We start from the raw sequence: 19,323 nt of genomic DNA on the forward strand, positions 1-19,323 counted from the left end.
ACAAGTTCAGGCGTTGGCGTCCTGCGGCATCGGCAGCCACAGCCTGAACTCCGCCCCCTTCCCCGGCTCGCTCGCCACTTCGAGCCGGCCTTCGTGCGCCGCGGCGATCTGCCGCGCGATGTAGAGCCCGAGCCCCAGCCCCGGCACCTGGTCGGAGCCGGGCGCCCGCTCGAACTGCTCGAAGATGCGCTCCTGGTCGGCGAGCGCGATCCCCATGCCCTGATCGCGCACCGAACAGAAGGCCATGCCTTCGACAGAGCCGACGGTGACCGCCACCGGCTTGCCCTCGCCGTACCGCAAGGCATTGGTGAGCAGATTCGTGATCACCTGCTCGATGCGGAATTCGTCGCCCTGAAGCGGCAGCGCATCGGGCGCCTGGAGCTTGATCGCCACGCCCTCCCCCGCCGCCTGCGGCGCGATCGCGTCGACCACGCGCCGCGCAAGCGCTGCGAGGTCCAAAGGACCCGAATTCATGGCGAGTTGCCCGGTGCGCAGACGCGACACATCCAGCATGTCGTCCAACAGGCGCACCATGTTGCGGATCTGGCGCTCGTCGCGCTCCACCATGCCCAGCATGGCCTCGCGCGAAGGCGGCGCCGCCGCGGCCAGCATGCGCCGGCGCAACTGCGTCTGCAGGTAGACCGAATTGAGCGGGTTGCGCAGCTCGTGAGACACCATCGACATGAAGTCGTCGCGCATCGACACCGCGCGCTGCAATTGCGCCTGCGCCTGCTGCAATTCGCGCCGCTGGCGAAAAAGCTCGACGAAGACGTTGACCTTGCTGCGCACCGCGACCGGGTCGAGCGGCTTGTAGAGAAAGTCGACCGCGCCGCTCTCGTAGCCGCGAAACGCGTAGTTCAGCTCGCGCCCAGCGGCACTCACGAAGACGATCGGGATGGCGCTCGTGCGCTCGGCGCCGCGCATCAGCTCGGCGAGTTCGAAGCCGTTCATGCCGGGCATCTGCACGTCGACGATCGCGAGCGCGAAAGCATGTTCGAGCATGAGCGAAAGCGCCTCCTCGCCCGAGCGCGCGCAGAAGATGCGCCGGCCCGCGCGGCGGATGAGCGCTTCGAGCGCGACCAGGTTTTCGCGCAGGTCGTCGACCAGCAGGACGTTGACTTCGGACAATTCGGATACGTTGGACACTTCGGACACGTTGGACACTTCGGCCACCATCAGCGCAACACAGTTTGCACGAGGCGCGCGAGGCCTGCGAGCGGCAAGACGTAATCGGGGCGAGCAGCGGCAACCGCGGCCCGCGGCATCGTCGGATAGACGGCCTCGGCCGGGTCCTGCACCGCCGTGATGCCGCCTCGCGCCGCGACGGCGGCCAGGCCGCGCGCGCCGTCCTCGTTGGCACCGGTGAGCACGACACCCGCGAGCGCGCGGCCGTACACATCCGCGCACGATTCCATCAGCACGTCGATCGACGGCCGCGAGAAGAGCACGGGCGGATCGCAGCTGAGCGCGAACGTGCGGTCGTTTTCCACCAGCAGGTGATAGCCGGGGGCCGCGAAGTAGAGCTTGCCGGGCGCAACCGGCGCGCCGGGCTGCGCTTCTTCGACCTGCAGCGCGAGGCGCGCCGAGAACACTTCGGCGAGGCGGCTCGGAAAGTCCTGCGGCAGATGCAGCACCATGATCACCGAGCCGCGCAGCGGCTTGCGCAGCCCCGTAAGCACCGTGAAGAGCGCATCGACGCCGCCGGCGGAAGCGCCGATCGCCACCACGTCCGCCGACGCATCGAAGTCCTCGGGCACCGACGTCTTCATGCCGCCCTCCGGTAGATGCGGTCGGCCTTGCTCACCGGCTCGAAGCGATCCGCGTACGCCGAGAACGCCAGAGTTTCCTTGCTGCCGAGCCCGAGGAAGCCGCGATGCGTGAGCGACTCGTGAAAGAGCCCGAGCGCGCGGTCCTGCAGCCGGCGGTTGAAGTAGATCAGCACGTTGCGGCAGGAGACGAGATGCGTCTCCGAGAACACCGCGTCGGTCGCGAGGCTGTGATCGGCGAAGGTGATGCTCTCGCGCAGCGCGCGGTCGATGAGCACGCCGCCGTAAGCCGCGGTGTAGTAGTCGCTGAAGCTGCGCGTTCCGCCGGCGCGCTGGTAGTTGCGCGTGAAGTCCTGCATCTGGGCGAGCGGGAAGATGCCCTGGCGCGCGCGCTCCAGCGATGCGTGGTTGATGTCGGTCGCGTAGAGCACGGTGCGCGCAAGCAGCCCCTCTTCCTGCAGCAGGATCGCGAGCGAATACGCTTCTTCTCCCGTGCTGCAGCCGGCCACCCAGACCTTGAGCGACGGATAGGTCCGCAGCACCGGCATCACTTGACGCCGCAAAGCGAGGAAGTAGCCCGGGTCGCGAAACATCTCGCTCACGGGCACCGTGAGGTATTGCAGCAGGAGCGCGAAGTCGCCCGCGTCGTGCAGCACGCGCTCCTGCAAGGCGGAGATCGAAGCCGCGCCCATCTTCTGCTGCGCCTGCAGCACGCGCCGCTTGAGCGACGCGGGCGAATAGTCGCGAAAGTCGTGGCCGTAGCGCAGAAAGACGGCTTCGGCGAGCAATCGCAGCTCGATGTCCGCGAGCGAGCTCATCCGAGCCGCTCCATCTTGGGCATCCACACCCGCATGAGCGAGAAAAGGCGCTCGAGCTCGATCGGCTTGGCGAGATAGTCGTTGGCGCCGGCGTCCAGACACCGCTGCTGGTCTTCCTTCATCGCCTTGGCGGTGATCGCGATGATCGGCAGCTTCTGCCAGCGCGGCTCCTTCCTGATCTCGCGCGTGGCGGTGTAGCCGTCCATCTCGGGCATCATCACGTCCATCAGCACGAGGTCCACGTCGCCCGCGCCGTCGCGCAGCTTCGCGAGCGCTTCCACGCCGTTGCGCGCCACTTCGACGTCCGCGCCCTTTTGCTCCAGCGCGCTCGTGAGCGCGAAGACGTTGCGCATGTCGTCGTCCACCACGAGGATGCGCCGCCCCTCGAACGCCTTGTCGCGGCTTCTCGCCGTGCGCAGCATGCGCTGGTGCTCGGGCGAGAGCTGGTTTTCCACGCGGTGCAGGAAGAGCGTCACCTCGTCCAGCAGCCGCTCGGGCGAACGCGCGCCCTTGATGATGATCGAGTGCGAGTAACGCCTGAGATCGGCTTCCTCGTCGCGCGTGAGGTTGCGCCCGGTGTAGACGATGACGGGCGGGAACGAGCGTCTGTCGCCCGAGGCCATGCGGCGCAGCAGCTCCTGGCCGGTCATGTCGGGCAGCTTCAGGTCGATGATCATCACGTCGAACACCGATTCCGCGAGCGCCTCGAGCGCCTTCTCGCCCTCGGAGACCGGCACGATTTCCACGTCGTCGTCGCCGATGAGACGCACCACGCTTTCCTGCTGCCGCGGATCGTCCTCCACGAGCAGCACGCGCTTCACCTTGCGGCTGAGCCTCGACTCGAGGCCCGCGAACACCTTCTGAAGTTCCTCGCGCGTGGCGGGCTTTCGCGCGTAGCCGACCGCGCCCAGATGCAGCGCCGTCTCCGCCTGGTCCGCCACCGAGATCACGTGCACCGGCACGTGGCGCGTGCGCGGGTCCTCCTTCAGGCGTTGCAGCACCGCAAGGCCCGAATCGTCGGGCAGGCGCATGTCGAGCAGCACGGCATCGGGCAGGTGTTCGGCGGCCAGCGCGATGCCCTCGTGCGCTTCGGGCGCGATCAGACAGCGGTAGCCGAGTTCGTGCGAGAGGTCGAAGAGGATGCGGGCAAAACGCTCGTCGTCCTCCACGACGAGCACGGTGCGGCGCGTGCCCGCGGGCTGGTCGCGGTCGTCCGCAAAGGGCGGCGCGCGCCGCGGCCGGGGCGCGGCGGCGGTGTTGCCGGCCGTTGCGGGCGTGCCTTCAACGGATGCAACAGTGGTCGCCCTCGCGGCGGGCTCCTGCCGCGGCTGCGCGGGCGGCGCGAGCGCCATCGGCGGCTGCGCCACGCCCGGGCGGTATTCGACCGGCAGTGTGATCGTGAACGTGCTGCCGACGCCCGGCGCGCTGTGCAGCGCGATGCCGCCGCCCAAGAGGCGCGCGAGATCGCGCGAGATCGCGAGCCCGAGCCCCGTGCCGCCGAAGCGACGGCTCACGGTACCGTCGGCCTGGCGGAAGGCCTCGAAGATCGCCTCCTGCTGCGACGGTTCGATGCCGATGCCGCTGTCGCGCACTTCGAACGCGATGCCCTCGGTGCCGCTACGCGTCACGTGCAGGGCGACGGTGCCGCGATCGGTGAACTTGACCGCGTTGGACAGGAGGTTGCGCAGCACCTGCTCCAGCCGCTGGCGGTCGGTATAGAGCGTGCCCGGCACGTCGGATGCCACGAGCACTTCGAGCTGCAGGCCCTTCTTCTCGGCCAGCGGCGAGAACATGGCCTTCAACCCCTCCGCCACCGCCGCGATGGGCGTCACTTCGGGCCGCACTTCGAGCTTGCCCGCCTCGACCTTGGCGATGTCGAGGATGTCGTTGATGAGATTCAGAAGGTCGTTGCCCGCGTCGTAGATGGACTCCGCGAACTTCACCTGCTCCTCGCTCAGGTTGCCCCCGGCGTTGTCGGCGAGCAGGCGCGAGAGGATGAGCGAGCTGTTGAGCGGCGTGCGCAGCTCGTGCGACATGTTGGCCAGAAATTCCGACTTGTAGCGGCTCGCACGCTGCAGCTCCTGCGCGCGCTCCTGCAGCGCGCCTTGCGCGCGCTTCAGTTCGTCGCGCTGCGCCTCGAGGCGATCGGTCTGCTCGGCGAGCTGCACGTTCGTCTGCTCCAGCTCCGCCTGCTGCGTCTCGAGGTGAGCCTGCGATTCCTTCAGGGCGCGCGACTGCTCCTCCAGTTCCTCGTTGGCGGTGCGCAGCTCCTCCTGCTGCGTCTGCAGTTCCTCGTTGAGCTGCTGGGTTTCCTCCAGCATCGTCTGCAGCCGCGCGCGGTATCGCGCGGCTTCCACCGATGCGCCGAGGATGCCCGTCGCGGCTTCGAGCAGTTCGCGGTCGCGCGACTCGAGCGGGCGCATCCACCCGAGCTCCAGCACACCCACGAGGCGCCCCTCGTGCTGCACCGGCGCGAGCAGGACCGAGGCCGGCGTCATTTCACCCAGCGCGGAACTCACGCGCAGATAGCCCGCGGGCACCTGCTCCAGTGCGATGGGGCGGCGTTGCGCCGCGCATTCGGAAAGCAGCGTGCGGTCCGCGCCGATCCGCTCGCCGAGCGCGGGCGCATCCGTGGGCCAGCCCCACGTGGCGGCGCGCACGAAGCCGCCGCTTTCTTCCACCGTGTAGAGCGCGCCGACCTTGCTGTCCAGGTACGCGGAAAGTGCTTCGAGCGCGGCGTGGCCCACGCCGGCGAGTTCCTGCTCGCTGCCGAGGCGTTGCGACAGCCGCGACTGGCCTTCGCGCAGCCACGCGTGCGCCTGCAGCACCGCGGACTGGCGCTGCTGCTCCTGCAAGGCCGCTTCGAACGTGGACGAAAGTCCCATCAGGTCGACCCGGCCGCGCCACGCGAGCACGCTCCCCACGGCAAGCATGAGGACGACGAATCCCGCGACCGCCCATTTCGTGTTGGACGCGACGGTCTCGGAGCGCTGTCTCCTGAGCGTGCTTTCGGCGTCGATGAACTGGTCGAACTCCTCGCGCACCGCGTCCTTCAGGCGCTTGCCTTCCATGGCGCGCGCGCCGATCCGGTAGTCCGGGTCGTGGCGCTTCAGCGCGATCTGCTCTGCCGCGTAAGCGTTCCAGCGTTCCTGCTGGGCGCGCACGCGGTCGAGGCGTTCGAGCTGGTCCGGGTTGTCGGCGACGAGTTCGCGCAGGCGGCCGCGTTGCGGCTTGATCGCCGCGAGTCCTCGCTCGTAGGGCTCGAGGAAGGCGGTGTCGCCTGCGAGCATGTAGCCGCGCAAGCCCGTCTCCATGTCCAGGTCCAGCTTCTGCAGCGCGTAGGCACGCGAGATGACGACGTCGCTGTGCTCCACGGCGCGCATCGCATCGATCAGATAGACGATGAGCCCGATGAAGATGCCCGCGCTCAGAACGCCGAGCGCAAGCGGCAGGCCGACGTTGCGTGAGAGGACGCGGCGAAAGCCCGCGGGATCGGTGACTGCGCTGGAGGAAGATGCCATCGGATGCTGGGGCCGTCTACGACAAGGGCCGGCGCCGGAGTGTGACCCAAGGCGCCGAGCTCATGCGTAGGAGAACTTCGCTTCCTGCTCGGCCGTCGCGGGCCATGGCCGCTTCAGGCGCGCAAAACGATCGGGTGCTTCTGCGACGCGTAGTGGCGCTCGAACAAGGTCGCATGGGCACCGCGCCCGTGGTGGTCCACCACGCTGTACACGAGCCCCAGTTCCTCGTGCGTATCGATCACGCGATGCGGCGCGGGTTCGCGGCAATGAACGATCGCCCGCGTATAGGCGATCGGCCCCGTGACTCGCAGCACACCGAGCCGCCCCACGCCGTGCCGCGCCGGGTCGTAGCTCGCGATGTTGCGAAGCACCTCCTGCACGACCGCTTTCAGGAACGGGTGGCCCGGCGCGCAGATCACGTGCCACTGCTGCAGTTCGCCGCGCGCGAGCATGACGCCCGGGTGATGCCCCCAGCCCGCGAACCGCTCGCCTTTTCGGTTCGGCCAGTGCGCGAGCACCAGGGCGTCGTCCGCGCGCAGCACCGAATCGAGCGGAAGCGCGGTGCTGCTCTTCATGTCCAGGTACACGCCGCCCACCTTGTACATGAGGAGATAGCGGAAGAGATCCGCCCGCGCCGCGCCGTACGCGGGATCGATGCTTCGCCAGGCCGCCAGCACCTTCTGGCCGCAGTGGCGGGCGATGAACGCCGCGGCAGCTTCGTCGTCGTAGAAGCGGTGTTCCCATCCCGGATTCGTGGCGCGGATGTGTTCGACGTTGGCCGCGAGCACGGCGGGCATCCGGCGGCTCGCGTAGGTCTGATGGATGATCTTCGGAATCATGCGGGACGGCTGGGCGATGCCTATCGTACGATCCGCGTGCGATGGCCTCAATGCCCGAATCCGTTCTGCCCGTCATCCTCGCCGGCGGCACGGGCGCGCGCCTGTGGCCCCTGTCGAACGGCGCGCGGCCGAAGCCCTTCCTCCGGCTCGCGGGCGATGCCACGCTGCTGCAGGCCACGGCCCGGCGGCTCGCGCCAACGCCGGCCGATGGCTTGCGGCTCGAAGCACCTCTCGTCGTCACCGGCGAAGCGTGGGGCTTTCTCGCGCAAGACCAGTTGCATGAAGCGGGCATGGCCGCGGGCGCGATCGTGCTCGAACCGGCCCCGCGAGGCACTGCCGCGGCCCTGACGCTCGCCACGCTCGCGGGCACGCAGGAAGGCGGCGACCCCATCCTCGTGGCCTGCCCTTCGGATCACCACATCGCGGATGCCGAAGCGTTTCGGCGTGCGATTCGAACCGCCGCCGATGCCGCGGGCGCGGGCGTGGCTGCGGGTGGCGCGATCGTCGCGCTCGGCGTTCCCGCGCATCGCGCGGAAACCGGATTCGGGTACATCCAGGCGGAAGCCGGCACCGGCGCGCGCCGCGCGGTCTCCTTCGTCGAAAAGCCCGATGCGCGGCATGCCGCGCGTCTGGTGCGCGAGGGCTGGTTCTGGAACGCGGGCATCTTCGTCGTCCGTGCGTCGGCGTGGCTGGCGCTGATCGAGCGATGGCGGCCCGACATCGCTTCGGGCATTCGAAGGGCGTGGGCCGGCCGCCGGACCGAGGGCCGGTTCATCCGGCCCGGCCGTGAAGCATTCGAAGCGGTGCCGGCCGATTCCATCGACCGCGCCGTGATGGAGCATTGCTCGGACGGACTCGTTCGCGCCGGCATGGTGGAGCTGCGCGCCGCGGGCTGGAGCGACGTCGGCACGTGGGATGCGGTGTGGGATGCCTCGCCGAAGGATGCCGAGGGCAACGCGCATTCGGGTGATGTGGTTTCGCGCGATTCGCGCAACACGCTGGTCCACGCGACTTCGCGCAGAGTCGCCGTGCTCGGCGTCGACGACATCGTCGTGGTGGAGACGCCCGAGGCGGTGCTCGTCGTGAAGAGGAACGCCGCCGGGGAAGTCGGGGCGCTTGCGGCAGCCGCTACTGCATCCCCTTCCACCCACCGCCCAGCGCCTGGATCAGCGACACCGCCGCCACCTCGCGATCGTTCTGCACCTGCACCAGGGCCCGGCGCGCGGAAGCCGACGTCGCCTGCGCGGTGACGACCTCCGTGTAGCTCACGAGCCCCGAGCGGTAGCGATTGAGCACCTGCTGCTCCACGAGCACCGCCGCATCGAACGCCTGCTGCCTGAGGCTCACCTGCTGCTGCAGCACGCGCAGCGCGACGAGCTGGTTCTCCACGTCCTCGAACGCGGAGAGCACCGTCTGGCGGTAGCGCGCCGCCGCCTCTTCCATGCCCGCCCTCGCCTCGTCGACCCGCGCGCTCGTCGCGCCCGCGTCAAAGATCGTCTGCGCGAGCGTCGCGCCGAGCGACCACACGAGGCTGCTCGATTTGAAGAGATCGCCGATGTGCGCCGCCGCGAGCCCCGCGGAGGCACTGAGGCGGATGTCGGGGTAGTACCCCGCGCGCTCCACGCCGATGCGGGCATTGGCCGCATACACGCGCCGCTCGGCGGCCGCGATGTCGGGACGACGCTGCAGCAGCGTCGAGGGCAGCTCCAGCGGAATCCCCGGCACGCGCGGGCGCCAGTTCGCATCGGCTGCCAGCGTGAAGTCCGCCGGCGCCTTGCCGATCAGCACCGCGATGCCGTGCTCGAACTGCGCGCGCGTGCGTTCGAGCGCGATCAGGTCCGCCTGCGCGGTGGCCAGCTGCGACTCGGCCTGCAGCACGTCGGTGCGCGCCGCCACGCCCACGTTGTAGCGGTTGCGCGTGATCGTGAGCGAGCGCTCGTAGCCCTTCACGGTTTCGGCCTGCGAGGCATGCAGCAGATCGGCTTCGCGCAGGCCGAAGTAGTCCACCGCCAGCTCGCCTTGCGCGGACAGCGTGGCGGCCGCGAGATCGGCGGCGCTCGCCTGCTCGTTGCCGCGCGCGCTCGCCACCGTGTTCGCGATGCGGCCCCACACGTCGGGTTCCCAGCTCGCGCCGATGTTCACCTGGTAGCTGCCGTGCGCACCGCCGCCGCCGCCCGCCCCGCTGCGGTTCGCGCTGGAGCCGAGATCGACCGCGGGAAAGAGCGGCGCGCGCTGCTCGCGCGTGAGCGCGCGCGCCTGCGCGTACGCCGCGGCCGCGGCCGCGACGTTCTGGTTGGTGACGGCCACCTGAGAAACGAGGCCATCGAGGACGGGGTCCTCGAAGAGCGCCCACCAGGGCCCGCGCGACAGCGCATCCGCCGGCGCCGCGCGAATCCAGCTGCCCTGCCCTTCCTTGAATGCAACCGGCGTGTCGACGGCAGGAACGTCGTATTTCGGCGCGAGATCGGCGCACCCCGAAATCACCGCAGAGGCACAGAGGACGCAGAGGACTCGCAGAGAAATATCATCAAAGAACCTCTGCGGCCCTCTGCGTCCTCTGCGCCTCTGCGTTGAATGAATGATTTCGCCCATATTCATCATGCCGCCTCCCCCACCCCATGCCGTGCGAGCTGCGCCTCCAGAGGACTCCGCCGCCGCAGCTTGTCCATGAAGAGATAGATCACCGGCGTGGTGATGAGCGTGAGCACCTGGCTCGCGACGAGCCCGCCGATGATCGCGATGCCGAGCGGCTGGCGCAGCTCCGAACCCTCGCCGAAGCCGATCGCGAGCGGCAACGCGCCCAGTGCCGCCGCCATCGTCGTCATGAGGATCGGCCGGAAGCGCAGCAGGCTCGCCTCGCGCACGGCCGCATAGGGCGACAGGCCGCGCGAGCGCTCGGCGTCCAGCGCGAAGTCGATGATCAGGATCGCGTTCTTCTTCACGATGCCGATCAGAAGGAAAAGGCCGATCAGCGCCATGATCGAGAACTCCATGTGAAAGATCATGAGTGCGAGCACCGCGCCCACGCCCGCCGACGGCAGTGTCGAGAGCACGGTGAGCGGATGCACGAGGCTTTCGTACAGCACGCCCAGCACGATGTAGATGACGACGAGCGCCGCGAGGATGAGAAGCGGCTGCTGCTGCTGCGACTCCTGCGCGGCGCGCGCGGTGCCCTGGAAGCTGCCGCGCACGTTGATCGGCATCCCGATCGCGGCCTCGGCGTCCTTCACCGCCTCCTGGCCCTGCTTCAGGTTGTAGCCGTCTTCGAGGTTGAACGACACCGTGGTGGCAAGCTCCGCGTCCTGGTGGTTCACGGATGCGGCCGTCGGCCGGTCGTAGAACTTCGCGATCGAGGAAAGCGGCACCATCGGTGCGGCGGCGGCACTCACCGCGCTGCCGCTGGATGCGTCGCGCAGCCCCGGATTGATGGACACCGCGGGCGCCGCATTCGCCATGGTGGACGTGCCGGTCGACGGCGTCGATGCGGCCGCGCCCGTCGTCACGCCCGCCGCATTCTTCGCGGGCACGTAGACGTTGGCGAGCGCCTGCGGGTCGCGCGTGTAGCGCTGCGCCACCTCCAGGATCACCTTGTACTGGTTCAGGTCCTCGTAGAGGGTGGACACCTGCCGCTGGCCGAAGGCGTCGTAGAGCGCGTTGTCCACGTCGCGCGAGCTGATGCCCATGCGCTTGGCGGAATCGCGGTCCACTTCCACGAAGGTCTCCACGCCGTTTTCCTGCTGGTCGGTGTCGACGTCGGTGAGCGCGGGCTGGTTCTTCATCGCCTCCGACAGGCGCAGCGCCCACTTGTGCAGGTCGTCGATGTTGTCGCTCTTCAACGTGTACTGGTAGGTGCTGTTCGACGCGCGCCCGCCCACGCGCAGGTCCTGCACCGGGTTCAGGAACAGGCTGATGCCCGTCACCTGAGCGAGCTTGGGCCTCAATCGCGCGATCACCTGCGAGCCCTTGTCCTTGCGCTCGCCCCAGGGCTTCAGGTTCACGAAGAGAAAGCCCCCGCCCGCGCGCGAGCCGCCGGTGAAGCCGACCACGGTATCCACCGCCGGATCGTCGCGGATGATGTCCACGAGCTGGCGCAGCTTCTCCTGCATCAGCGCGAACGAAATGCTCTGGTCCGCGCGCAGGCCGCCTTGCAGCTGCCCCGTGTCCTGCTGCGGGAAGAAACCTTTCGGAACGTGAACGAAGAGATAGCCGTTCAGCGCGATCACGCCCACGAGAATCGCGAGCACGAGCCAGCGCGCCGCGAGCGCCCAGTCCAGGCTGTGCTCGTAGGTGCGCTGCACGAAGGCGAAGGCGCGCTCGGCCCAGCGGGAGAAGCGGTTCGGCTCGTGCTCGTGCGCTTGCGGATGCAGCAGCCACGCGCACATCATCGGCGTCGTCGTGAGCGAAATGACGAGCGAGATCATCACGGCCGCCGACAGCGTCACCGCGAACTCGCGGAAGAGCCGCCCCACCTGGCCGCCCATGAAAAGCAGCGGGATGAACACCGCCACGAGCGACAGCGAAATGGAAAGCACCGTGAAGCCGACCTCGCGCGCGCCGAGCAGCGCGGCCTTGAAGCGGTCCATGCCTTGTTCGATGTGGCGCGCCGTGTTCTCGAGCACGACGATGGCGTCGTCGACGACGAAGCCGGTTGCGACGGTGAGCGCCATCAGCGACAGGTTGTTGAGCGAAAACCCGAGGAAGTACATCACCCCGAACGTGCCGAGCAGCGAGACGATGGTGGCGATCGCCGGGATGAACGTCGCCCGCGCGCTGCGCAGGAACGCGCTCACGACCAGGATCACGAGGATGATGGAAATCGACAGCGTGATCTCCACCTCGTGCAGCGCCGCGCGGATCGAGCTCGTGCGGTCGGAGGCGACTTGCAGCTGGATGTCGTGCGGCAGTTGCGCCTGCAGCTCGGGCAGGAGGGCCCGCACGCCGTCCACCGTCTCGATCACGTTGGCACCGGGCTGCAGCGTGACGAGCACGATCACCGCCGGCCGGCCGTTGAAGAGGCCGAGCGTGTTGATGTTCTCCACGCCGTCGGTCACCTCCGCGACGTCCTGCAGCCGCACCGCCGCGCCGTTGCGCCACGCGATCACGAGCGGCGCGTAGTCCTTGGCTGTTTTTCCGCCGCCCGACTCGGTGTAGATCTGCAGGCGCCTGCCCTGCACGTCGACGTCGCCCTTCGGCCGGTTGGCGGTGCTCGCCTGCAGGGCGGCGCGCACGTCCTCCAGCGCGATGCCATAGCGGCTGAGCGCGAACGGGATCAGCTCGACGCGCACGGCCGGTTGCGAGCCGCCGCCGATTTCCACGTCCCCCACGCCCTGCACCTGCGCGATCTTCTGCTGCAGGGTGTTGGAGACGGCGTCGTAGATCTGGCCGCGCGTGAGTGTGTTCGAGGTGAGCGCGAGGATGATCACCGGCGCGGCGGATGGGTTGGCCTTGCGGTACGTCGGGTTGCTGCGCAGCGTGGAGGGCAGGTCGGCGCGGGTCGCGTTGATCGCGGCCTGCACCTCGCGCGCGGCGGCGTCGATGTTGCGGTTCAGGTCGAACTGCAGCACGACGCGCGAGCTGCCGTTGCCGCTGGAGGAGGTCACCTCGTTCACGCCGGAGATGACGCCGAGCCTTCGCTCCAGCGGCGTGGCCACGCTGGAGGCCATGGTCTGCGGACTCGCGCCGGGGATGCTCGCGCTCACCGAGATGACGGGGTAGTCGACCGCGGGCAGCGACGCGATGGGCAGGTTGAAGAACGCCGCGATCCCCGCGAGCGCGATCCACACCGTGAGCAGCACGGTGCCCACGGGGCGGCGAACGAAGGGCCCGGAGAGATTCATGCCGGACTGCCGCCCGTACCGGGCTCTCCTGGATCCCCGCCTTCGCGGGGATGACGCGAGCCACCATGACGCCGTCTGCGAGCCAGCCGGTCGAAGCCCAGATAGATCACCGGCGTCGTGAAAAGCGTGAGCAGCTGGCTCACGATCAGCCCCCCGAAGATCGCAAGCCCGAGCGGCCGGCGCAGTTCCGCCCCCTCGCCCCAGCCGAACATGAGCGGCAGCGCGGCGCCGAGCGCGGCGAGCGTCGTCATGAGAATCGGCCGGAACCTGAGCAGCGCCGCCTGGTGGATCGCCTCGCGCGGCGACTTGCCTTCGGTGCGCTCCGCATCGAGCGCGAAGTCGATCATCATGATCGCGTTCTTCTTCACGATGCCGATCAGAAGGATGATGCCGATGATCCCGATCACACCCAGGCCGTTGCCCGTGATCATCAGCGCGAAGAGCGCGCCCACGCCCGCCGAGGGCAGCGTCGAGAGAATCGTGAGCGGGTGCACGTAGCTTTCGTACAGCACGCCCAGCACGATGTAGACGCACACCACCGCCGCGAGGATCAGCCAGAGCTGGTTGGAAAGCGACGCTTCGTAGGCGCCCGCCGCGCCGAGGAAGGTCATCGACACGGAGGCCGGCAGCTTCTCGTCCTTCGCGGCTTCGCGGATCGCATCGACCGCGCGCCCGAGCGACACGCCCGGCGCGGTGTCGAAGCCGATGGTCGTGGCCGGATACTGCGCGACGTGCGTCACCTGCAGCGGCGCTCGGCGTTCGGTGATGCGCGCCACGGCCGACAGCGGCGTCGGGTCCCCAGAGCCCGTGCGCAGCTGCACCGAGCCCAGATTCTCCGCCGTGGCCTGCAGGTCCGGGCGCGATTCGAGCACCACGCGATACTGGTTCGTCTCGGTGAAGATGGTCGACACGATGCGCTGGCCGAAGGCGCTGTACAGCGCGTCGTCGATGGACGCGGCCGAGATGTTGAGCCGCGCGGCCGTGTCGCGGTCGATGTCGACGTACACCGCCGCGCCGCTCGCGTCCGCATCCGTCGTGACGTTGCGCACGCGCGGCTCGCTCTGCAGCGCCTGCACGAGCCGCGCGGCCCAGTCGTTCACCGTCTTCGTCTCCGACGACTCCAGCGAGAAGCGGAACTGGGTGGGCCCGCTTTCGGATTCGATCGTGAGGTCCTGCACCGGCTGCAGGTAGAGGCGCACGCCACTCACCGCTTCGCCGCGCTCACGCAGATGATCCATGATGTCCTGCACGTCGCCCGTCGCGCTTTTCAGGTTCACGAGCATGCGGCCCGTGTGCAGCATCGTGTTGTTGGCCGCGTCCACGCCGACGAAGGAGGCGATGCTCGCCACCGACGGGTCTTCGAGCATGCGCCGCGCCACGTCCTGCTGCAGCGTCGCCATGCGCGGATACGAAACGCTTTGCGACGCCTCCACCCGCACCTGCAGCTGCCCCGTGTTCTGCGTCGGGAACAGGCCCTTCGGAATGAGGATGTAGAGCAGCACGGTGAGCGCGAGCGTGCCGAGCGCGATGAGAAGTGTGAGCGGCTGGCGGTCCAGCACCCACACGAGCGCGCGGTCGTAATGGGAGATCACGCGGTCGAACTGGCGCTGCAGCCGACCGCCCACGCCCTGCTCTCCCTCGGGATGCGCGCGAATCCAGCGGCCCGACATCATCGGCACGAGCGTGAGCGAGACGACCGCCGAAATGAGGATCGTGACCGCGAGCGTCACCGCGAATTCGCGGAAGAGCCGCCCGATCACATCGCCCATGAACAGCAGCGGGATCAGCACGGCGATGAGCGACACCGTGAGCGAGATGATGGTGAAGCCGATCTCGCTTGCGCCCTTGAACGCGGCTTCGAGCGGCTTTTCGCCGTTCTCGATGTGGCGCGAGATGTTTTCGATCATCACGATCGCGTCGTCCACGACGAAGCCGGTGGCGATCGTGAGCGACATCAGCGACAGGTTGTTCAGGCTGTAGCCGAGCAGGTACATGACGCCGCAGGTGCCGATGAGCGAAATGGGCACCGCGAGGCTCGCGATCAGCGTCGCGCGCGGGCTGTGCAGGAACGCGAAGATCACGAGCACCACCAGCACGACCGCGAGCATGAGCTCGATCTGCACGTGCTCCACCGAAGCGCGGATGCCGGTCGTGCGGTCGGCGAGCACGTCCACCTGGATCGAGCCCGGCAGGCTCGCGGTGAGTTCGGGCATGCGCTGCTTGATCGCGTCGACCGTCTGGATCACGTTCGCGCCGGGCTGGCGCTGCACGTTCAGGACGATCGCGGGCTTCAGGTTCGCCCACGCGCCGAGCTTCACGTTCTCGGCGCTTTCCACCACCTGCGCGACCTGGTTCAGGCGCACGGGCGCGCCGTTCTTGAACGCGATCACGAGGTTGCCGTAGTCGACCGCGCGGGCGAGCTGGTCGTTGGAGTTGATCGTGTAGGCGCGCGTGGGCCCGTCGATGCTGCCCTTGGCCGCGTTCGCGTTGGCCTGCGTGATGGCCGTGCGGATGTCGGTAAGCGTGAGGCCGATCGCGGCGAGCGCGCGGTTGTCGGCCTGGATGCGCACGGCCGGGCGCTGCCCGCCCGCGAGCGTGACGAGGCCTACGCCGCTTACCTGGCTGATCTTGAGCGCGAGCCGCGTATCGACGATGTTGCGCACGTCGGTGAGCGGCAGCGTGTCGGACGTGATCGCGAGCGTGAGCACGGGCGCGTCCGCCGGGTTCACCTTCGCGTAGGTCGGCGGCGCGGGCAGGTCCGCGGGCAGGAGCGAGCCACCGGCGTTGATCGCGGCCTGCACCTGCTGCTCGGCGACGTCGAGCGCGAGGCCGAGCGTGAACTGGAGCGTGACGATGGACACGCCCGCGGCGCTCGTGGAGCTCATGCGCTGCAGGCCGGCCATCTGGCCGAACTGGCGTTCGAGCGGCGCGGTGACGGTCTGCGCCATCACGTCGGGGCTCGCGCCGGGGTAGAGCGTCTGCACCTGGATGGTCGGGTAGTCGACCTGCGGCAGCGCGGCCAGCGGCAGGAATTTCAGGCCGACGAGGCCGGCGAGCACGATCGCCAGCATCAGGAGCGACGTGGCGACGGGCCGCAGGATGAAGGGGCGCGACGGGCTCATCCGCGAGCGATCCGTACGGTGCCGCGGCGGTGGGGTGCCCTTCGCCTTCGCCTTCGGCTACCCCACCCTTCGCCCTCTGCTCCCTCTCCCCCCTCGGGGGGAGAGGGTCGGGGTGAGGGGAATTCGTGAAGCATCACCTCCCGCCTCACTGCCCTTCTCCCGACGGCCGCTGCTGCCGGTACTTCTGCCGCAGCGCCGCGCGCTCCTCGGGCGACATCGACTGCAGCCGCTCGCGCAGCTTCTGCCTTTCCTCGGGCGACATCGACTCGAAGCGCTTCCTGCGCGCTTCCCTTTCCTCGGGCGTCAGATCCTGCGCCGCGCCGCTGCGCGCGACCGGCGTGTTCTGTCCTTGCGAGCCCATCATCGCGGACGCGGGCGCCCAAGGCGGCGTCGGCCCCGGTCCGATCTGCGGCGCCTTCGCGGCCGATGCGCCCGTGAACGCCTGCGACGCCGCAGGCTGCGCGGCATCGGAGGCACCGTGCCGCCTGCGGCCGCCGAATCCGCCGCCGCCCGCCGCGGGCTGATCGCCCGGCAGGATCACCGGCGAGCCATCGCGCAGGCGGTCCGCGCCTTCGGTGATCACCTTCTCGCCGACCTTCAGCCCCGTCGCGATCTGGATGCGGTCCCCGAGAGGCTGCCCGCGCACGACCGGGCGCAACTGCACCGTGCGGTTGTCGAGCAGCACGAACACGTACTCCCCGTTCGCGCCCTGGCGCAGCGCCGACACGGGCACCACCACGGCATCCTGGATCGTGCGGATCTGCAGCTGCACGTTCACGAACTGGCTCGGGAAAAGCTGCAGGCGCGCATTGTTGAAGCGCGCCTTCGCGCGCACGGTGCCGGTCTGCTGATCGATCTGGTTGTCGAGCGAGGCGAAGACGCCGGTGTCGAGCATCGTCGTGCGCGTGCGGTCGTACGCCTTCACCTCCATGAAGGCGCCGGCGTTGTGCTGCAGCCAGGCCGCGTGGTCCTGCGGCACGGCGAACTCCACGTCGATCGGCATGATCTGCGTGATGACCGCGACGCCGTTGGTGTCGCCCGTGCTCACCACGTTGCCGACGTCGACGTTGCGCAGGCCCACGCGCCCGCCGATGGGCGCCACGATGCGCGTATAGGAGACATTCAGCCGCGCCTGCTGCTCGTTGCCGCGGTCGCTGGTGGTCTGCGCCTCGAGCTGCTTCACGAGCGCGGCCTGCGTGTCGACGTCCTGCCGCGCGATCGAATCCTCCTTCAGCAGCGTCTGGTAGCGTTGCAGCGTCACGCGCGCGGCCTGCAGCTGCGCCTCGTCCTTCTGGCGCTGGCCGAGGGCCTGCTGCAGCGCCGCTTCGAACGGGCGCGGGTCGATCTCGGCCATGAGTTCGCCCTTCTTCAAGGGCTGGCCTTCCTTGAAGAGCACGCGGGTGAGCACGCCGTTCACCTGTGCGCGCACGCGCACGGTCGCTTCGGGCACCACGGTGCCGAGCGCCTCGATGATGACGGGGATGTCGGCGCTTTCGGCTGTTGCGACGCCCACCGTGACCGCGGCACGGCCGCCCCGCCCGCCCGGTCCGCCGCCGCGCCCGCCGCCCGGTCCGCCGAAGCCGCCGCGTCCCTGCGCGGCCGTCGTTTCGCTGTCCGGGTGAGTGAGGCTCCAGGCGAGCCAGCCGAGGCCCGCGACGGCAAGAAGCGCGAGGACCGTGCCGACGATCGCGGCGCGGCGGCCGAGGCGCCTGGGTTCGTTTTCCTGCATCGATGTCCTTCTTGATGTGACTACGGCTGAGGCATGACCGCGGTGCCGCGAGCGTGCCCGAATCCCGGCGCAGGCGCAGCCGGCAGGTCGCGGATTCGCGTGTAGGTGCGTTCCTGCCGGGCTGCCGCGTGGGCGAGCTTAACCCGGGTCCAGCATGCCGCACGGGTGTATCGAGGCGATGAGGCGTGTGTTGCTGGATTGTGAAGCTGGACGGCGATTCGGCTTTCCCGTTCGAAGCGCAGCGGGCTACCGAGACTCACGTCTCAGGAACCAGGCAGCAAGGCAGGTTACCGATCGATAGCCGCATTCGCGAACGCAGTACACCGCGAGGCGGCGGACATCTCTACGTTAACAACCTGTCTACAAACATGATGCATTGCACCGTACGCCGGGTCGACGAGCCCGGCACTTGCCCAGTCGATTCGCCCCCCCACAAGAAGCCGGCGCCGACGCGCCGCGTGAGCCAGCACGCCTGCGGCAAAGGCGCCTCGGACTGGAAAACCAGAGGGCTCACCGACAGACCGGTTCATATCATCGTTGCATCCGAGTCGAAGCGCGGTTCCGTCGACGAGGGTGTTCCCGAGGACGGCTCCATCATCGACGAAGCCTCGGCCGATGAAGACTTCGAGCGCTCGGGCGACGCCGTACCCGCCGAGATGATCTTTCCTCCGAGACTGTTCGCCACTCTCCTTGCGAATCCGCTGATGAAGCAAGAAGGCAACTTCGGGTACGAGATCCAGTTCGTTCCGGATCCAGACGGCGAAAACACGATTCTCGCGAGTCGCACCCTCACCAGGCGCGAACTCGGCCCGGGCCCAGGCTACTCGAAGGGTTCGGAGCATTTCACCTTCACGCTCACCGCGGACTGCACGAAGGTCACTGAAATCGATTGGGCGTGCCGCTTCGTTCCCGCAAACGGTGGAATGCCGCACGAAGTCGTGGAGGTCGAGAGCTCGAAAGTCATGGCCAGGCTGAAGGTTGCGGACATCTTCCCGGCCGAATTGTTCCGCCCCGACGGCAAGCCTAGGATCTGACCCGCACTTGCCCGCTCATCACGTAGATGCCGCCCAGAAGCGCGGTATCCACGTGCACGTCGTCCAGATGCGCGGCGAGCCGGTCCCACGGACACGCGAGGCCGTCGAACGACGTGACCGAGTGCATGGCGGCCAGCAGCACGAAGCCGTTGGTCGCCCACATCCAGGGCGGCGCCCACTGCAGGCCCGTTGCCACCACGCGGGCGCCGCGCGCGAGATGCGCGAGCACGTTGTCGATCGCCGCATCTTCGCGCAGCACGTCGTGCGTGAAGTGGAAGAGCGCCGCATCGGCCTGCGGCTCGATGCGCGCCGATGCGGCCGGCGCTTCGATCAGTTCCACGTTGTGCCAGCCGTGCCGCGCGACGCGTTCGCGCGCGATCGCGAGCATCTCCGGGCACTGGTCGATGCCCACGATGCGCCCTTGCGCGCCCACGCGGGCCTGCAGCAGCTCGAAGCTGAGGCCCGTGCCGCAGGCCACGTCGAGGACCGTCTGGCCCGGCGCGAGGCGCAGACCTCGCACGGCGTCCGACCGGATGGGCTCGAAGGCGAGGAGTTCCCTGTCGTAGATCGGCGCGCGCTGCCGGTATTGGGCAAGCGCCAGGGAACGGTCCGGCTTCGGGCGCCGGCCCGGCATCGATGCGCGCATGGGGCCGGCCT

General features: G+C 68.8%; 11 protein-coding genes and 1 pseudogene. 2 read left to right on the plus strand and 10 right to left on the minus strand.

Annotation, left to right across the window (positions count from 1 at the left end):
* Nucleotides 1-6: 6 nt before the first annotated feature.
* The 5 genes from VHA82_RS12945 to VHA82_RS12965 form a co-directional block, all read right to left on the minus strand.
* Complete coding sequence (locus VHA82_RS12945) at nucleotides 7-1,176, minus strand: hybrid sensor histidine kinase/response regulator (RefSeq protein WP_325544238.1); 1,170 nt, start codon at nucleotides 1,174-1,176, stop codon at nucleotides 7-9.
* On the minus strand, nucleotides 1,176-1,769 hold the full coding sequence (locus VHA82_RS12950) for a chemotaxis protein CheB (RefSeq protein WP_325544240.1): 594 nt from the start codon (nucleotides 1,767-1,769) through the stop codon (nucleotides 1,176-1,178). Before VHA82_RS12950 ends, VHA82_RS12945 begins: the two co-directional genes overlap by 1 nt.
* A complete protein-coding gene (locus VHA82_RS12955) occupies nucleotides 1,766-2,584 on the minus strand; it encodes a protein-glutamate O-methyltransferase CheR (protein WP_325544242.1) in 819 nt (272 codons plus the stop codon). The genes VHA82_RS12950 and VHA82_RS12955 overlap by 4 nt, the downstream gene beginning before the upstream one ends.
* Nucleotides 2,581-6,105 (minus strand): response regulator, encoded by a 3,525-nt coding sequence (locus VHA82_RS12960; protein ID WP_325544244.1) that lies wholly within the window; start codon nucleotides 6,103-6,105, stop codon nucleotides 2,581-2,583. Before VHA82_RS12960 ends, VHA82_RS12955 begins: the two co-directional genes overlap by 4 nt.
* 113 nt (nucleotides 6,106-6,218) lie before the next feature.
* Nucleotides 6,219-6,944: a glycosyltransferase family 32 protein gene (locus VHA82_RS12965; RefSeq protein ID WP_325544246.1), complete on the minus strand. Its 726-nt coding sequence runs from the start codon at nucleotides 6,942-6,944 to the stop codon at nucleotides 6,219-6,221.
* 50 nt (nucleotides 6,945-6,994) lie between these two features.
* Between VHA82_RS12965 and VHA82_RS12970 the strand changes: the two are divergent.
* Nucleotides 6,995-8,041, plus strand: a pseudogene (locus tag VHA82_RS12970) (mannose-1-phosphate guanylyltransferase); the annotation flags it as partial.
* A gap of 31 nt (nucleotides 8,042-8,072) precedes the next feature.
* Here VHA82_RS12970 and VHA82_RS12975 read toward each other — a convergent pair.
* The 4 genes from VHA82_RS12975 to VHA82_RS12990 form a co-directional block, all read right to left on the minus strand.
* Nucleotides 8,073-9,428, minus strand: coding sequence for an efflux transporter outer membrane subunit (locus tag VHA82_RS12975; RefSeq protein WP_325544248.1), 1,356 nt, complete (start codon nucleotides 9,426-9,428; stop codon nucleotides 8,073-8,075).
* Nucleotides 9,429-9,541: 113 nt separating this feature from the next.
* A complete protein-coding gene (locus tag VHA82_RS12980) occupies nucleotides 9,542-12,781 on the minus strand; it encodes an efflux RND transporter permease subunit (RefSeq protein ID WP_325544251.1) in 3,240 nt (1,079 codons plus the stop codon).
* On the minus strand, nucleotides 12,778-15,903 hold the full coding sequence (locus tag VHA82_RS12985) for an efflux RND transporter permease subunit (RefSeq protein ID WP_325544253.1): 3,126 nt from the start codon (nucleotides 15,901-15,903) through the stop codon (nucleotides 12,778-12,780). The genes VHA82_RS12980 and VHA82_RS12985 overlap by 4 nt, the downstream gene beginning before the upstream one ends.
* A gap of 145 nt (nucleotides 15,904-16,048) precedes the next feature.
* Entirely contained in the window at nucleotides 16,049-17,632 is a 1,584-nt protein-coding gene (locus tag VHA82_RS12990; RefSeq protein ID WP_325544255.1) for an efflux RND transporter periplasmic adaptor subunit, read from the minus strand.
* Between the two features lie 458 nt (nucleotides 17,633-18,090).
* Here VHA82_RS12990 and VHA82_RS12995 point away from each other — a divergent pair, with 458 nt between their 5' ends.
* Entirely contained in the window at nucleotides 18,091-18,666 is a 576-nt protein-coding gene (locus tag VHA82_RS12995) for a hypothetical protein (RefSeq protein ID WP_325544257.1), read from the plus strand.
* Here the strand turns inward: VHA82_RS12995 and VHA82_RS13000 are convergent.
* A complete protein-coding gene (locus VHA82_RS13000) occupies nucleotides 18,656-19,312 on the minus strand; it encodes a class I SAM-dependent methyltransferase (RefSeq protein WP_325544259.1) in 657 nt (218 codons plus the stop codon). The two genes, VHA82_RS12995 and VHA82_RS13000, sit on opposite strands and share 11 nt — an antisense overlap.
* Between the last annotated feature and the right edge of the window lie 11 nt (nucleotides 19,313-19,323).

The sequence above is a fragment of the Ramlibacter sp. genome (assembly GCF_035548915.1).
In the GTDB taxonomy this organism is placed as follows: domain Bacteria; phylum Pseudomonadota; class Gammaproteobacteria; order Burkholderiales; family Burkholderiaceae_C; genus Ramlibacter.

Excerpts from the sequence above, each read along its gene's own strand:
- VHA82_RS13000 (WP_325544259.1), bottom strand. The coding sequence starts at position 19,312 with ATGCGCGCATCGATGCCGGGCCGGCGCCCGAAGCCGGACCGTTCCCTG.
- VHA82_RS12955 (WP_325544242.1), bottom strand. The coding sequence starts at position 2,584 with ATGAGCTCGCTCGCGGACATCGAGCTGCGATTGCTCGCCGAAGCCGTC.
- VHA82_RS12945 (WP_325544238.1), bottom strand. The coding sequence starts at position 1,176 with ATGGTGGCCGAAGTGTCCAACGTGTCCGAAGTGTCCAACGTATCCGAA.
- VHA82_RS12980 (WP_325544251.1), bottom strand. The coding sequence starts at position 12,781 with ATGAATCTCTCCGGGCCCTTCGTTCGCCGCCCCGTGGGCACCGTGCTG.
- VHA82_RS12950 (WP_325544240.1), bottom strand. The coding sequence starts at position 1,769 with ATGAAGACGTCGGTGCCCGAGGACTTCGATGCGTCGGCGGACGTGGTG.
- VHA82_RS12990 (WP_325544255.1), bottom strand. The coding sequence starts at position 17,632 with ATGCAGGAAAACGAACCCAGGCGCCTCGGCCGCCGCGCCGCGATCGTC.
- VHA82_RS12985 (WP_325544253.1), bottom strand. The coding sequence starts at position 15,903 with ATGAGCCCGTCGCGCCCCTTCATCCTGCGGCCCGTCGCCACGTCGCTC.
- VHA82_RS12960 (WP_325544244.1), bottom strand. The coding sequence starts at position 6,105 with ATGGCATCTTCCTCCAGCGCAGTCACCGATCCCGCGGGCTTTCGCCGC.
- VHA82_RS12965 (WP_325544246.1), bottom strand. The coding sequence starts at position 6,944 with ATGATTCCGAAGATCATCCATCAGACCTACGCGAGCCGCCGGATGCCC.